Genomic DNA, 13,804 nt, shown 5'->3' with positions numbered 1-13,804 from the left:
GTGAAGTGTCTATATTCAGTTCTCAGACGTCGTGGCCTGTATGCTGGAGGATGTGCGGTACGTGGACCACGGTGTGCCGTCAGGCGCCGACGCCATGACATCGACACTGCGAGATACATGAATAGATTTGCCTGTATCAATAGGCACTATGGCAGTGATCTTGAGGCGATTTGAAGATGAACTGTCTGTGAGAGCGGTGTCTAAGCCAGACATATCAATTCCAACATCCCCGCTGAGTCGCTTGGCATGGATCATTTCAACTGTGCGGGCGTCGCCATTGGCCAGCACCAAAAGCACAGGCAGAGGGGCTGCTTTCGCATTTACCCTGCTGGAACCACGGCCCTCCAGCGTCACAAGAGAAACCAGTCTAGCATACAGGTCATAGGTCACCCCGGGCACTTTCAGCAGGTCTTCCTCCGCCTCAAAACGCATCACACTACCTCGGCTATCACGCTGTTGCCGAGTATCAATAATGGTTTGTGCAAGAGCCGCCGCACGCTCAGGCGCCAACTCTCCAGCCACGGTCAACAAGCGTGACAGCAGTGGAAGATCCGCCTGATTCAGATCAATAAGGCCGGTGAGAGGAGTAATTTGCGCCACCACCGTCTGCCCTGAATAAGCTACGTTCAGCTGACTCCACTGATCGGGAACGCGTTCTGCCGCACGGACTTTTTGGAGCACTAGCTGCACCACCGCATCTCCCACCGCCTGGGCCGCAACCAGATCCCTTTTGCCGGACAAAGTTCGTGCCTCCTGACGGATACTGGTGGAAAGACTTGCGACCATGATGCTCAATGCAGCCACCAGCCAGAGCACGGCAATCAAAGCCATTCCTCGAATGCCACCTGATCGCCCCGAAGGGCGCATACAGCTCAGTCGCCCATGCGAAGCCTGCCGGACTTGCACAGTAATTACAGGAACGCTCCTCATCGTATATCCCCCCCAAACACCGCACCACGCGCACGAGGGTCGCTGGCAGCGAGAGGGCGCATCGCAATAATGAAGTCTGGCAAAGGGCCCCTGGCCGTGTGCACAATAAGCCGTATGCGTTGAGGCACCTGATCGGGCGAACTCCAACGCGATGCCCAAACCGTGGGCTCGGGGCGGGCATCTTGATACCTTATTTGCAGTTGGCTCACTCCGCTGAGCAAAACGTGGGTAGTCGCTTGGGACCAATCTGGCTCAGTAGTGACACCATTCCACGGCAAATACTGCAGCAACAAGGCAGACTCCCCTTGCTCATCCGTCGCCTGCTTTAGCCGCATAAGGGTGCGCCCACCGGTGGCGTACCCCGCAGGCATGACGCCGAGCCACATCACTTGTGATTCCTCGCCCTCAAAAAAATACTGATTTGCGCCCTCCCTCAATGGAGGCGCTCGCCTCTGCAGGGATATACGACTCAGCGTGGATTGGAGGAATCCAGAGACAATTCGCAGATCGTCAGTGCGCACAAGCGCTTCATCTACACGTTCGCTCGTTTGCGAAGCTGTTTGCAGGGCGGAGGCCATCGCTAGCACCAACAGCGACATGAGCGACATGACCACCAACAATTCCAGCAAAGTAAAGCCCAAGGATCGAAGCCTCGGTGCATTCAAAGAGCTTGAGACCATTTGAGATGCCGACAATCCGCAAAAATTTTGCATCACGGACGAAGCTCCAGCGGCGGATTGCGCTCAGGCCTGAGTGTCGTCAATTCAAACGTGCGTGTTTCCCCACCACTTTCACCCCAATGGATTGCAACGGACACTTCGTACAGCGGCGGAACTCTAGGACCTTGAACATCAGTGCTGTAGGGCTGGGATTGAACTCGCCAGTGATACCCGGCGCTGTCCCCCTCTTCGTTCCACCCCCCTGCAGGGACAGAATCTCTCAGGTTGAGAAGTGACTGGGCAAGAATGACCGCCCCTTGGTGGCGCTGAAACTGATCGACGGCCCTGACGCTGCCGCCCAGCGCGCGATAAAACATTCCGAGTGCGAGCGCCATGATGGAAAAGGCGACCAAAAGCTCCAATAGCGTAAAACCCGAAACCGATCTCACTGCGACAGAGCGAGCGCTCAAAGACGCACGCCTTCCACCACGGATCTTCGTGCTCATGGAAGCAGCGCCTCTTGTGTAACGCGCCCGGACAACCAATCAACCCTCAGTCGCACCCCGTTTCCCACGGATCTGAGTATTTCAACACTGCCTCCAGATGATCCACCCGATGGCAAAAATCGGATGGTCAATAGCTCGGAGGTTTGTCCTCCCTCCAGCTCGGCAACCACGGCCTTCATCTGCAATGACTCAGGCAGTGTGCTCAAAGCACCGGACTGAAGACCATACTGGCGCTGCGCCAAGTCCATCACAAAACTGGCGTCACGCCCCGAAGCAACGGCCTGTTCTCGCGCAGCCTTTAACTGATTCAAGACGGTGCGCACGGCATCTCTGTATTGAGCGCCATCCCGCATACGATCCATTGCCACGGGCACCAAACCAACAACCAGCGCGATGATTGCAAAGACAACCAATAGCTCAATCAAGGTGAAGCCGCTCACGCGGCGCCGAGCGTATGCCACTGCTATTGCTTAGATTTGGTAATCCCAGACCAGTGCGCACAAGCGCTGCACTGAGCCCGAAGAATTATTTGGTATTGCGCACGTCAGCCGCTTCACCTTCACCGCCAGCAGCGTTGTCCGAACCAAGGGAAATTATTTCGACTCCTGGGGGCACGTTGCTATACCGATAGGCATTGCCCCACGGGTCGCTGGGCAATCCCCCCTTCAGGTAAGGCCCATTCCAGCCATTCGCCGCCGGAGGTTTTGCGACCAGTGCGTTCAAACCCTCTTCAGTGCTGGGGTAGCGCCCCACATCCAATTTGAACAATTCAAGCGACTTATCCAAATCCGAAATCTGAACAGCTGCAGTCTTCGACTTGGCTCCGCCCAAAGAACCAAGGACCTTTGGACCTACAAGGCCAGCCAGCATGGTGAGAATAGCCAAAACAACCAGCAACTCAATCAGCGTGAAACCTTTCAGAAGGCTGTTTTTACGTGTGTTGCTTGGCTTACGCAGATAGGCGCCTGACCGAGCAGGTTGTTGGGACATCGACTTACCTCCAGAACAAAAAATTATACGGCCAAGTCATTCACAGAGAGAATGCCCAGCAGGATCGACACGATGATCGCGGCGATCAAAATGCCCAAAACCAAAATAAGTACCGGCTCTACCAAAGTGAGCAGTCGTTTGATGCCGATTTCGACTTCGCGATTCAATATATTGGACAGCTCCAACATCATTGGCCCAATGCGACCCGTCTCTTCCCCTACACGAATCAAATTGATTGCGAGGGGCTCAAAGATTCCGGTAGCACTGATGGCTTGAACGACTTTGCCCCCCTCTTTGACAATAGGCGCGACCTTCACGAGTGCCTGTTGCAAAACGACATTGCCCACCGTCTCCGTTGCAATGTGAATCGCAGTCAGCATAGGAACACCGTTACCCAGCAGAGTTCCCAACGAGCGGGAAAACAGCGTGAGCTGATACTTCAGCGCCAGCCGTCCAATCAAAGGCGTCTTGAGCAAACGCGCTTGCCACCATCGCCGCCCGCCAGGAGAACGGAGCCAGCGCAGCAGAAGTGACCCCAGCCCAAATGAAGCAACAGCAATCACAAGCCCGTAGCTTTTGAAAGCATGGCCCAAAGCCATGACCCACTGCGTGGGCAAAGGCAGGGCATCTCCCATATCTGTGAACAACTTCTCGAATTGAGGAACGACAAAGCCAAGCATGACAACCAGCGACAACACAGCAACCCCCAGGAGGATGGCTGGATATATGGTTGCGGACACCACGCTTTCTCTCAAGGCGCGTTGGCGCTCCATGTGCTCCACGAGTCGCTCCAGAACGGCGGACATCTGCCCGCTTGCCTCTCCCGAACGAATCATGTTGATATAGAAATCGCCGAACAGCTCCCGATGAGCACCCAATGCACGACTCAAAGGTGTTCCGCCCTTGACAGCCTCAAGCACACCTTGCAACAACTCGGCAACGGTCGGTTTGTAGCTCATGTCGATGAGCACGCGCAGGGCATTGTCGAGCGCCAACCCAGCCCTCAACATGATTGAGAGTTCAGAAGTCAGCGCCAGAACATCTGCCGTCTTCACAGGCCCTTTAACAGCCCGCAGCTTAGGCTGTGCAATTAAAGCCCCGGAAGAACTGGCCGCTGCGGACGTCCGGGTAGCGGCACTGAAAGCACCCTCACTGATTCCAAGTGGCGTGAGCCCTTGTTCGTGCAATTGCTTCAATACAGCCGCTTCGCTGCCCGCAGTGGTGCGCCCCTCGGCAACCTTCCCGTTAGCAGATGCTGCGCGCCAAACGTAATCAGGCATCGGATTGATCCTGTGTCACGCGAGCAAGCTCATCCAGCGTCGTAACCCCGGCCGCAACCTTGCGCAAACCGTCTTCGTAGAGGCTCACCATTCCGCCCTGCGCTGCTAGCGCGTTCAGCGCATTGGCATCACGGCCATCGATGATTGCCCGACGCATAGGCTCGTCAAGTGTCAAGAGCTCATGGATGCCTGTGCGACCTCGGTACCCCGTCTCGCGACATTGATCACAACCAAGCGCACGGTAAATTTGTTGTCCTGGCGCAGTAAAACGATGCAGGCCCGTACGCTCCAGAACGTCGGAGCCAGGGTCGTAAGGCTCTTTGCAGTTGCCGCACAAAGTGCGCACAAGGCGTTGCGCGAGCACGCCGTTCACAGATGAGGTAATTAGGTAGCTTTCCACCCCCATATCCTGCATGCGGACTACAGCGCCTGCTGCCGTATTGGTGTGAAGCGTAGAGAGCACCAAATGGCCGGTGAGTGCCGACTGAACGGCAATCTGGGCGGTCTCGCCATCCCGCATTTCCCCAATCATGATGATGTCGGGGTCCTGCCGCAAAATGGAACGCAGTGCATTCGCAAACGTCAGGTTAATCTGAGGGTGAACCTGAATCTGATTGATGCCTTCGAGTTGGTATTCGACTGGATCTTCAACGGTGATGATCTTGTTCGCCTCAGCATCGATCTTGGACAGCGCAGCGTATAGCGTGGTGGTTTTGCCTGAACCTGTTGGCCCTGTGACTAGAAGAATGCCGTGTGGTTTGGCCAACAGGCTGTTAAAGCGCGCCAATGTGTCTTGTGCAAAGCCCATCTTCTCTAGGTCCAGACGCACACTAGCGCGATCCAACACACGCATGACTACGCTTTCACCATGCACCGTGGGGACCGTGGAAACACGCAAATCCAGCTCCCGTCCCTTGACACGCGTTTTTATACGACCGTCCTGCGGCAGCCGCCTCTCGGCAATGTCCAAATGTGCCAGCAGCTTGACACGAGAGTTAACTGCTGCACTGAGGCGGGGCGGCACCACCTCACCAGCGTGAATGACACCGTCAACCCGATAACGCACATGAAGCCCGTCATCGAACGGCTCCAGGTGGATATCGGAAGCACGCAGATCGGTCACGCGCCCGATGATGGTGTTGACCAACCGAATGACGGGCGCTTCGCTCGCGAGATCCTTCAGATGCTCAACAAAATCTCCGCTGTCGGATCCATCACCAAAGCCGTCATTCTCATCACTTGTAGCTTCTTCAACGGGCTCCATCAGAGCCTTCTCAATGTCTGACTCTAGCGCTAAGTGCGGCTGTATTTCATAGCCCGTTGCCAAGCGTAATGCTTTGGTGACAAAAGAATCCTGCGGGACAGCCATCGCGACATGGAGTCGCCCGTCTTCAAAGCGCAGTGGATAGACAGCATTGGCTTGAAGAAACTCCGGCAGCAGCCCTTTGACATCCGGCATGAGATCAGGAAAGGCATCTGCCGTAACAATGGATATGCCCAACTGCGCCGACAGCGCCCCCACCACATCCGCTTCTGAAACTAACCCCAGCCTCACGAGCACACGCCCCAGCATGCCGCCCATTTCCTGTTGCGCAGACACGGCACGTTCAAGATCGCGAGCGCTCAATTTTCCGGCCTGTACCAGCAGATCGCCAATGCGCGTTCGCGCGTTGGCCTCCGTACCCAGTGCCTCAGCTACTGACGAAAGTGTGTTGATGGTCATGGATGCTTAGATTGCAGCGCGATAAGTGGTCGAGTGAACTACCCTCAAGCGCCTTCGATGGCTCAAACAGAATGGTCGAGAGTGTAGCCGGGGGCTGTGAGCCCCCTTTCAGGTAATGGCGCGAGCAATTGCCAGAACCCAACTCGTTGCGAGCTGCAGATTTCTGCTGGGGCGCTGTCAGTTCTTCATCCGCCAGTCCTTTACAGTCACCAGATTAGCCACCGCTGAGTTCCTTACAACGATGAGAACACTTTTGCCGCGCCGAGCGACCACCCTAGCAGCCCTGGTTGCGGGAGGCTCAGTATTGATAGCAGGATGGTGGGGCGCGAAATTGTTGGCGGCACATACCCCCGCGCAATTTCGCAACCCAGATGGAATGCTGCTGGCCCCGATGGTTTCCGTGGTCGATCCTTGCATATTGCTTCCAACACAATCCACACACTCCGGAGACGCTAGAGCAGATTCGCTGACGCTGTCCTGCACACGCCCAGAAGGATCTGCGGCCCAGTTAGTAGAGTCGACACTGACGACCCTGCAGCCGGGGGGAACACAGCAATCGGCGGCGTCATTGGGTTACACCTTGCCCGCACCACTGCTGCAACTGTTTCGCCGAGAGGGTAGGAGTTGGGTGATCGACACGGAACGGGTCCAACGGATCGTGCGAACCATACGAGATACCAACCGGCCAGTCATCCTCTATCTGTTCTCTACCCATTTTGCAACCGACGCACCTCTTGAAATCGAGCTTGCGAAAGACCCCAGCAATTTGGCTCAAACGCGCGACGGCCCCATGCCGCAGAGCCGTTACTACGACTCTGCGATCAACAACTGGACATTTGCCGACACGCAAACAGATATCACAACACGGCGCACACAAGCAGTTCAGGCATTGCTGACCGAGCTGTGTCGACTTCCAGATCACGATCTTGCAAAAATCAAGGGCGTCAGCTTGCTGGGCGAGCTTCATCATCTGTTTCCCGATTTCGAAGCAGGCATGGGGTTTGACCTTCCTTATCGAACCACCGACTACAGCCCCGCGTCCATAAAAGGCTTCCGAAATTTCCTCAAAGGAGACTTCCGCCGCATAGAGCATCTAAACCGGGTGCTTGCCAGTGACTACAGGTCGTTTGAAGATATTCACCCCCCTTCCCGCGATATTCGTTCAGAGCCCCTGCAGCGCTACACAGAACACATTGATTCGTTCGCGCACGGAGCTTTGCCCGTTTCAGGCTGGACATTTGTCGACTCACCCAAGGGCAGCGCACCTGCATGGGTGCATGTCTATCTGAACGGCACCTTCGTCCAAAAGACACTTACTGACAAAGGCCGACAAGATGTCTTGCTAGCAAAACCGGAGTTTGGCTCCGCCAACACTGGCTGGCGAGTGGATCTGGATTTCCGGCGCCTGCAGCCGGGTCTGCACCGCATTGATATTTTTCTGGAATCCTCGCCCGGTCAGCTGTCCGCGCTGGGCGCGCGAGAAATATCGGTGATGGACAAACACCAAAAAACGCCCTTATTAGTGCCCCAGAAGCCGCTTCCAATGCATTCGCCACTTAGCAGATCCATACAGGCACATATCGATCAGCCACGAAGCCAAGCGTCCTACTACTACAACCCTCTAGTGCCTTTTTGGCACTCGTTTAGGGCTAGGCAGGTGGTGGACTATCTGCACTTTTTTGACAATCTGGTGAGCCAATCCTGCTTGTCCACCACGCCGCATTACACACACCAGATCATTCCATTCACCAACCCCAGCTGGGACGAAAACAAATTCGCGATCGGGTCTTCGCTGAAAGTGCTGGACACCCAGAACATTCAGCTCGGCGTCAGTTTGTACGGTGACGCGTCTTACGGGACCTCATTTGGCAAGTGGTACTCGTCTACGGGCCATCGAAACTACGGAGTCACCGAATTCCATCCACTCAAGGGCATGAGCGCAAAAGATTTGAGCCAGACACTTGACCTTCACGCGCGCCGAGGCGCAAGTTTTGTGTCATTTTTTGTGGAGCCCTACTGGCAAGGGCAAATTGTGGACCGAGGCCACAATATTTTTTCCTTTGATCCCAGCAACTCGAAATTTGGCTCTGATCAGCTGTACAAAGCGATGCAGGTTCACTTGGCAGAACCAAAAAAATATCGCTGACGCAAGGCAAGGTACAAAGAAGAAACTCAGGGAAATAGTTCTGCATTCGACAACAAGGCGCCTTGCGCATCCTTCGCTGAAAGCGTCGGTGTCTGCCGTAGTTTCCAATCGATGGCAAGTGCCGGATCATTCCAAGCGACACAGCGTTCGTGGGCAGGTGCGTAGTAATCCGTGGTTTTGTACAGGAACTCAGCCACGTCACTGAGTACGACAAAACCATGGCCGAAGCCCGGGGGTACCCACAGTTGGTGGTTATTGTCTTCACTCAGCTCTTCACTTACCCACTTGCCGAAGGTTGGCGAACTTCTGCGCAAATCTACAGCCACATCCAACACAGCGCCACGCACAACACGCACCAGCTTTCCTTGTGGTTGCTGAATTTGGTAGTGCAACCCTCGCAAAACGCCCTTAGCGCTGCGACTGTGATTGTCTTGAACGAATTGATGGCGCGTACCGGTGGCTTCGTTGAAAGCACCCTGATTGAAGCTCTCGTAAAAATAACCGCGCGAGTCCCCAAACACTTTGGGTTCAATCAGTACTACTTCAGGGATAGCGAGAGGAGTTGCTTGCATACAGGAATCAATAAATTTTTTCTTTGAGCACCCGAAGCAGATACTGACCATAGCCGCCTTTGATCAACGGATGGGCCAAACGCTCCAGCTGCACGCTGTCAATCCACTGATACCGCCAAGCAATCTCTTCTGGACACGCAATCTTCAACCCCTGGCGGTGTTCCAGCGTGGCGATGAACTGCCCCGCTTCCAACAAGCTCTCGTGTGTACCGGTGTCCAGCCACGCGTAGCCACGCCCCATGATCTCCACATTGAGCTGATCCTGCTCCAAGTACAGGCGATTGAGGTCGGTGATCTCATACTCGCCCCGCGCTGAAGGTTTGAGCCCCCGGGCCAGATCCACCACCTGGTTATCGTAAAAGTACAGGCCCGTCACGGCGTAGCTTGATTTGGGCGACTGCGGTTTCTCCTCCAGCGACAGCACCTTTCCGTGCGCATCAAACTCCGCCACGCCGTAGCGCGCTGGGTCTTGCACGTGGTAGGCAAATACGCTGGCGCCCTCAGTGCGGGCCATCGCACTGCCCAGCAGTTCATGGAAGTCGTGGCCGTAGAAAATGTTGTCGCCCAGTACCAGCGCACTGGGCGAATCGCCCAGGAACTGTTCGCCGATGAGGAACGCCTGCGCGAGACCATCGGGGCTGGGCTGTATGGCGTATTCAAGGCGGATGCCCCACTGGCTGCCATCGCCCAGCAGTTGCTCGAACCGCGGCGTGTCCTGCGGGGTGCTGATGATGAGGATCTCGCGGATGCCTGCCAGCATCAGGGTGCTAAGCGGGTAATAGATCATCGGCTTGTCATACACCGGCAGGAGTTGCTTGCTGATGGCAAGCGTTGCCGGATGCAGTCGGGTGCCGGAGCCTCCGGCGAGGATGATGCCTTTGCGTTGGGTCATGTCAGAGGCCATTCAAAGGATTTCGGTAAGCATGCGCGCGACACCCACTTGCCATGGCGGCAGACGCAATCCGAAAGTGTTCTGCAGGTGGGTCGTATCCAGACGCGAGTTGTGCGGGCGCGCGGCGGGCGTTGGAAACGCCGTGGTGGGAACAGCGGCAACTTCAGTCGCTTTTAAATTGATAGCTGGTTGCGCTTGTGCAGCAAGCGATAGCACCTCTTTTGCATACAAATGCCAGTTGGTTTCGCCGCCTGCCACGCAGTGGTACAGACCCGCGTCCTGCGGGCGCTGCTGCAGATGGCGCAGCGCGTGGGCGGTCACGTCTGCCAGCAAATCAGCCCCAGTCGGGGCACCCCACTGGTCGTCAATCACGGTCAGGCGCTCTCGCTCCTGTGCCAGACGCAGCATGGTCTTGGCGAAGTTGCCGCCGCGCGCAGCGTAGACCCAGCTGGTGCGCAGGATGAGGTGTTGGGCGCACGATTGCTGGATGAGCTGTTCGCCTTCGAGCTTGGTGCGGCCATAGACGCTCAGGGGCGCAGGCGTATCGGTTTCCACCCAAGGACGGGTGCCACTACCATCGAACACATAGTCGGTGCTGTAGTGCACGAGCCAAGCGCCCAGCTTCGCAGCCTCCTGCGCGATGGCGCCGGGGGTGGTCGCATTGAGGGCGTGGGCGAACTCAGGTTCGCCCTCGGCCTTGTCGACGGCGGTGTGGGCTGCGGCATTGACGATGACGTTGGGACGTAGGGTGCGCACCGTCTCGGCCACGCCGGCCGGGTTTGAAAAGTCACCGCAAAGCTCGGTGCTATCAAAGTCCAGCGCCGTGACCGTACCCAGCACCGACAGGCTACGCTGCAGCTCCCAGCCGACCTGGCCGCCTTTGCCGAAGAGCAGGATGTTCATGCGCTGGCGTCCGCCACAGCCGCAGACTCCTGCGCATACTGGGTCTGCACCCAGTCGCGGTAGGAGCCGGTCTGCACGCTGGCCACCCAGTCGGCATGGTCCAAATACCACTGCACGGTCTTGCGGATGCCGGTGTCGAAGGTCTCGGCAGGCTTCCAGCCCAGCTCGCGTTCGATCTTGCGCGCGTCGATGGCGTAGCGGCGGTCGTGGCCGGGGCGGTCCTTCACGTACGTGATCTGGGCCATGTAGCTCTGGCCGTCGGCGCGAGGGCGCAGTTCGTCGAGCAAGCTGCACACCTGGTTCACGATCTCGATGTTGGGCTTCTCGTTCCAGCCGCCCACGTTGTAGGTCTGGCCCGGCGTGCCAGCTTCCAGAACGCGGCGGATGGCACTGCAGTGGTCCTTCACATAGAGCCAGTCGCGCACCTGCATGCCGTCGCCGTAGACCGGCAGGTTCTTGCCGGCCAGGGCGTTGACGATCATCAGCGGAATCAGCTTCTCGGGGAAGTGGTAGGGCCCGTAGTTGTTGCTGCAGTTGGTGGTCAGCACCGGCAGGCCATAGGTGTGGTGCCAGGCGCGCACCAGGTGGTCGCTGGCCGCCTTGCTGGCGCTGTAGGGGCTGTTGGGCTCGAAACCGCGCGTCTCGGCAAAGGCCGGGTCCGTGGGTGCGAGCGAGCCATACACCTCGTCGGTGGAGACATGCAGGAAGCGGAAGGCTTTGCGCTCGCCTTCGGGCAGTGCGCCCCAGTAAGCGCGCACGGCCTCCAACAGGCGGAACGAGCCGACGATGTTGGTCTGGATGAAATCCTCGGGCCCGTGGATGGAGCGGTCCACATGCGATTCGGCCGCAAAGTTCACCACGGCGCGCGGCTTGTGCTCGGCCAGCAGGCGGGCCACCAGGGCGGTGTCGCCAATATCGCCCTGCACGAAGATGTGGCGTGCATCGCCCTTGACCCCGTCCAGGTTGTGCAGATTGCCCGCGTAGGTGAGCTTGTCGAGGTTGACAACGGGCTCGCTCGATGCAGCAAGCCAGTCAAGTACAAAATTGGCGCCGATGAAACCTGCGCCGCCGGTAACCAAAATCATGGGGTGGGCCGTTTTGAAATGCCTTGCGGCAAAGCCTGCAATTATCCCACCCCGGCCCGACGGCGGTGTCGTAACAGAGTCCAACAGCCGGTGCGGGCTCGATTTCGCGTCAGAAGTGGATGCCACGCATCATCTGCTGCAAGGCCACGGCCTCTGCGGACAGCTGCGGTTTCGCATCTTTGCTACCCTTGGCGGCCGTCGAATCCGGGAACATGCGAAAGCTGGTGTTCATGGCGATCTGCGCCACGCGCGGCACCAGCGCATGCAACACCTGCCCGGTAATGCCCAGCCGCGTGGCGATGCGCACGGGCTTGAAGATACAGGCCTGCGCAATCATGTCTGCCGCCTCCTCGGGCGCCAGGGTCGGCACGTTGTTGTAAATCTTGGTGGGCGCGATCATGGGCGTGCGCACCAGCGGCATGTTGATGGTGCTAAAGGTGATGCCCTGGTCGGCGAACTCGCTCGATGCGCAGCGTGTCCAGGCATCGAGCGCCGCCTTGCTGGCCACATATGCTGAAAAGCGCGGCGCATTGGTCAACACACCAATGGAGCTGATATTGACCACATGCCCCTTGCGCTTGGCCACCATGCCGGGCAAAAAGCCCATGGTCACGCGCAGGCAGCCAAAGTAGTTGAGCTGCATGGTGCGCTCGTAGTCGTGGAAGCGGTCGTAGCTCGATTCAATGGCGCGGCGGATCGAGCGGCCCGCGTTGTTGATCAAAAAGTCCACACCGCCGTGGTTGTCGATGAGCAATTGCACGAAGCGGTCGCAGTCCACCATATCGGCGATGTCCGCGGCATAAGCGATGAACTCGTAGCCCTTGGCCTTGGCCTCGGCGCAGGCCTCGTCGAGCTTGACCTGGTCACGCCCGCAGATGACGGTGGTGGCGCCCGCCTCGGCGAATTTGTGGGCGGCCGCCAAGCCAATGCCCGAGGAGCCCCCCGTGACCAGCACCACCTTGCCCGCCACCGTGCCCTTGAGACTGCGGTCGATGAACAGTTCAGGGTCGAGGTTGCGCTCCCAGTAGTCCCACAGGCGCCAGGCGTAGTCCTTGAGGTTGGGGCAGGTCACGCCCGAACCCTTGAGCGCCGCCAGGGTTTCTCGGCAGTCGAAGCGCGTGGGGTAGTTCACAAAAGTGAGCATCTCCTCGGGCAGGCCCAGATCCTTCATGATGGCATTGCGCACGCGGCGCACCGGCGCCATGGCCATCAGGCTTTTCTTCACGCTCTTGGGGATGAAGCCCAACAGTGCGGCATTGATGAACAGGTTCATGCGCGGCGCGTGCGCAGCACGGCTGAAGATGTCCAGCACGTCGCCCACGCGGTACCCCACCGGGTCCACTAGATGAAAACACTTCTTGGTGATGGACTGCTGGTGGCTGATGACGTTGAGCGCGTTCACCACGAAGTCCACCGGCACAATGTTCACACGCCCGCCTTCCAGGCCCACGGTGGGCATCCAGGGCGGCAGCAACTGGCGCAGGCGCTGGATGAGTTTGAAGAAGTAGTAAGGCCCGTCGATCTTGTCCATCTCGCCCGTGGTGCTGTCGCCCACCACCATGGCCGGGCGGTACACCGTCCAGGGCACCTTGCAATCCTTGCGCACAATCTTTTCGCTCTCGTGCTTTGTTTGGAAGTACGGGTGGTCCAGGCCTTCGGCCTCCTCGAACATGTCTTCGCGGAACACGCCTTCGTACAGGCCGGCAGCCGCAATGGACGAGACATGGTGAAAATGCCCCGCGTCGATGGCTTTGGCCAGGTCCACCGTGTTGCGCGTGCCCTCGATGTTCACGGCGGCCTGTGTCTCTTCGTCGGCACCCAGGTCATACACCGCCGCCAGATGAAAGAAATGGTCGATCTGCCCTTTGAGCTTTTTGACGTCTTCACCTGCAACGCCCAGTTTCTTTGCCGTGAGGTCGCCAAACACCGGCAAGACACGGGCCGCACTCACACCCCAGAAGCTGCGAAGATCGGCCACCTTGTCCGCACTTTCCCTGCGGATGAGGAAGTGCACAGTGGCCCCCTTGCGCTCCAGCAGCTTCTTGACCAGCCGCTTGCCAATGAACCCCGTTGCTCCCGTCACGAAATACTGCATGGAAAACTCCTCTGAGATTTCTT

Annotated in this window: 13 protein-coding genes; 1 reads left to right on the top strand and 12 read right to left on the bottom strand. The window is 57.8% G+C overall.

Going from position 1 to position 13,804, the window contains the following annotated elements; all coding sequences use genetic code 11:
• Positions 1-15: 15 nt before the first annotated feature.
• The 7 genes from ACK41V_RS12290 to gspE form a co-directional block, all read right to left on the bottom strand.
• On the bottom strand, positions 16-831 hold the full coding sequence (locus ACK41V_RS12290) for a type II secretion system protein GspK (RefSeq protein WP_409782670.1): 816 nt from the start codon (positions 829-831) through the stop codon (positions 16-18).
• 95 nt (positions 832-926) lie between these two features.
• Positions 927-1,610: a type II secretion system protein J gene (locus ACK41V_RS12285; RefSeq protein ID WP_409782709.1), complete on the bottom strand. Its 684-nt coding sequence runs from the start codon at positions 1,608-1,610 to the stop codon at positions 927-929.
• A gap of 32 nt (positions 1,611-1,642) precedes the next feature.
• Positions 1,643-2,095 (bottom strand): type II secretion system protein J, encoded by a 453-nt coding sequence (locus ACK41V_RS12280; RefSeq protein ID WP_409782667.1) that lies wholly within the window; start codon positions 2,093-2,095, stop codon positions 1,643-1,645.
• The gene (locus ACK41V_RS12275) at positions 2,092-2,535 is read right to left on the bottom strand and encodes a Tfp pilus assembly protein FimT/FimU (RefSeq protein ID WP_409782664.1); all 444 of its coding nucleotides are present in this window, start codon (positions 2,533-2,535) and stop codon (positions 2,092-2,094) included. The genes ACK41V_RS12280 and ACK41V_RS12275 overlap by 4 nt, the downstream gene beginning before the upstream one ends.
• Positions 2,536-2,620: 85 nt before the next feature.
• Positions 2,621-3,085, bottom strand: a complete 465-nt coding sequence (gene gspG / locus ACK41V_RS12270; RefSeq protein WP_409782661.1) for a type II secretion system major pseudopilin GspG — start codon at positions 3,083-3,085, stop codon at positions 2,621-2,623.
• A 23-nt stretch (positions 3,086-3,108) separates the two neighbouring features.
• Positions 3,109-4,365 (bottom strand): type II secretion system F family protein, encoded by a 1,257-nt coding sequence (locus ACK41V_RS12265; protein ID WP_409782658.1) that lies wholly within the window; start codon positions 4,363-4,365, stop codon positions 3,109-3,111.
• The gene (gene gspE, locus ACK41V_RS12260) at positions 4,358-6,088 is read right to left on the bottom strand and encodes a type II secretion system ATPase GspE (protein WP_409782655.1); all 1,731 of its coding nucleotides are present in this window, start codon (positions 6,086-6,088) and stop codon (positions 4,358-4,360) included. Before gspE ends, ACK41V_RS12265 begins: the two co-directional genes overlap by 8 nt.
• Positions 6,089-6,329: 241 nt before the next feature.
• Here gspE and ACK41V_RS12255 point away from each other — a divergent pair, with 241 nt between their 5' ends.
• On the top strand, positions 6,330-8,234 hold the full coding sequence (locus ACK41V_RS12255) for a hypothetical protein (protein WP_409782652.1): 1,905 nt from the start codon (positions 6,330-6,332) through the stop codon (positions 8,232-8,234).
• A gap of 26 nt (positions 8,235-8,260) precedes the next feature.
• Here ACK41V_RS12255 and rfbC read toward each other — a convergent pair whose 3' ends face one another.
• The 5 genes from rfbC to ACK41V_RS12230 form a co-directional block, all read right to left on the bottom strand.
• Entirely contained in the window at positions 8,261-8,806 is a 546-nt protein-coding gene (gene rfbC, locus ACK41V_RS12250) for a dTDP-4-dehydrorhamnose 3,5-epimerase (protein WP_409782649.1), read from the bottom strand.
• 7 nt (positions 8,807-8,813) lie between these two features.
• Positions 8,814-9,698, bottom strand: coding sequence for a glucose-1-phosphate thymidylyltransferase RfbA (rfbA, locus tag ACK41V_RS12245; RefSeq protein WP_409782647.1), 885 nt, complete (start codon positions 9,696-9,698; stop codon positions 8,814-8,816).
• A gap of 12 nt (positions 9,699-9,710) precedes the next feature.
• Complete coding sequence (gene rfbD, locus ACK41V_RS12240; RefSeq protein ID WP_409782644.1) at positions 9,711-10,601, bottom strand: dTDP-4-dehydrorhamnose reductase; 891 nt, start codon at positions 10,599-10,601, stop codon at positions 9,711-9,713.
• Complete coding sequence (rfbB, locus tag ACK41V_RS12235) at positions 10,598-11,686, bottom strand: dTDP-glucose 4,6-dehydratase (protein WP_409782641.1); 1,089 nt, start codon at positions 11,684-11,686, stop codon at positions 10,598-10,600. Before rfbB ends, rfbD begins: the two co-directional genes overlap by 4 nt.
• Before the next feature lie 109 nt (positions 11,687-11,795).
• Positions 11,796-13,781, bottom strand: a complete 1,986-nt coding sequence (locus tag ACK41V_RS12230) for an SDR family oxidoreductase (RefSeq protein ID WP_409782638.1) — start codon at positions 13,779-13,781, stop codon at positions 11,796-11,798.
• Between the last annotated feature and the right edge of the window lie 23 nt (positions 13,782-13,804).

Source organism: Acidovorax sp., from assembly GCF_046291265.1.
Taxonomy (GTDB): Bacteria; Pseudomonadota; Gammaproteobacteria; order Burkholderiales; family Burkholderiaceae_C; genus Acidovorax.
This window is presented reverse-complemented; position numbering and strand designations above follow the sequence as displayed.

Bases quoted from the DNA above. Each gene is read 5' to 3' on its own strand.
- ACK41V_RS12290 (WP_409782670.1), bottom strand. From the start codon at position 831: ATGGCTTTGATTGCCGTGCTCTGGCTGGTGGCTGCATTGAGCATCATG.
- ACK41V_RS12285 (WP_409782709.1), bottom strand. From the start codon at position 1,610: ATGGTCTCAAGCTCTTTGAATGCACCGAGGCTTCGATCCTTGGGCTTT.
- ACK41V_RS12280 (WP_409782667.1), bottom strand. From the start codon at position 2,095: ATGAGCACGAAGATCCGTGGTGGAAGGCGTGCGTCTTTGAGCGCTCGC.
- gspG (WP_409782661.1), bottom strand. From the start codon at position 3,085: ATGTCCCAACAACCTGCTCGGTCAGGCGCCTATCTGCGTAAGCCAAGC.
- ACK41V_RS12265 (WP_409782658.1), bottom strand. From the start codon at position 4,365: ATGCCTGATTACGTTTGGCGCGCAGCATCTGCTAACGGGAAGGTTGCC.
- gspE (WP_409782655.1), bottom strand. From the start codon at position 6,088: ATGACCATCAACACACTTTCGTCAGTAGCTGAGGCACTGGGTACGGAG.
- ACK41V_RS12255 (WP_409782652.1), top strand. From the start codon at position 6,330: ATGAGAACACTTTTGCCGCGCCGAGCGACCACCCTAGCAGCCCTGGTT.
- rfbC (WP_409782649.1), bottom strand. From the start codon at position 8,806: ATGCAAGCAACTCCTCTCGCTATCCCTGAAGTAGTACTGATTGAACCC.
- rfbA (WP_409782647.1), bottom strand. From the start codon at position 9,698: ATGACCCAACGCAAAGGCATCATCCTCGCCGGAGGCTCCGGCACCCGA.
- rfbD (WP_409782644.1), bottom strand. From the start codon at position 10,601: ATGAACATCCTGCTCTTCGGCAAAGGCGGCCAGGTCGGCTGGGAGCTG.
- rfbB (WP_409782641.1), bottom strand. From the start codon at position 11,686: ATGATTTTGGTTACCGGCGGCGCAGGTTTCATCGGCGCCAATTTTGTA.
- ACK41V_RS12230 (WP_409782638.1), bottom strand. From the start codon at position 13,781: ATGCAGTATTTCGTGACGGGAGCAACGGGGTTCATTGGCAAGCGGCTG.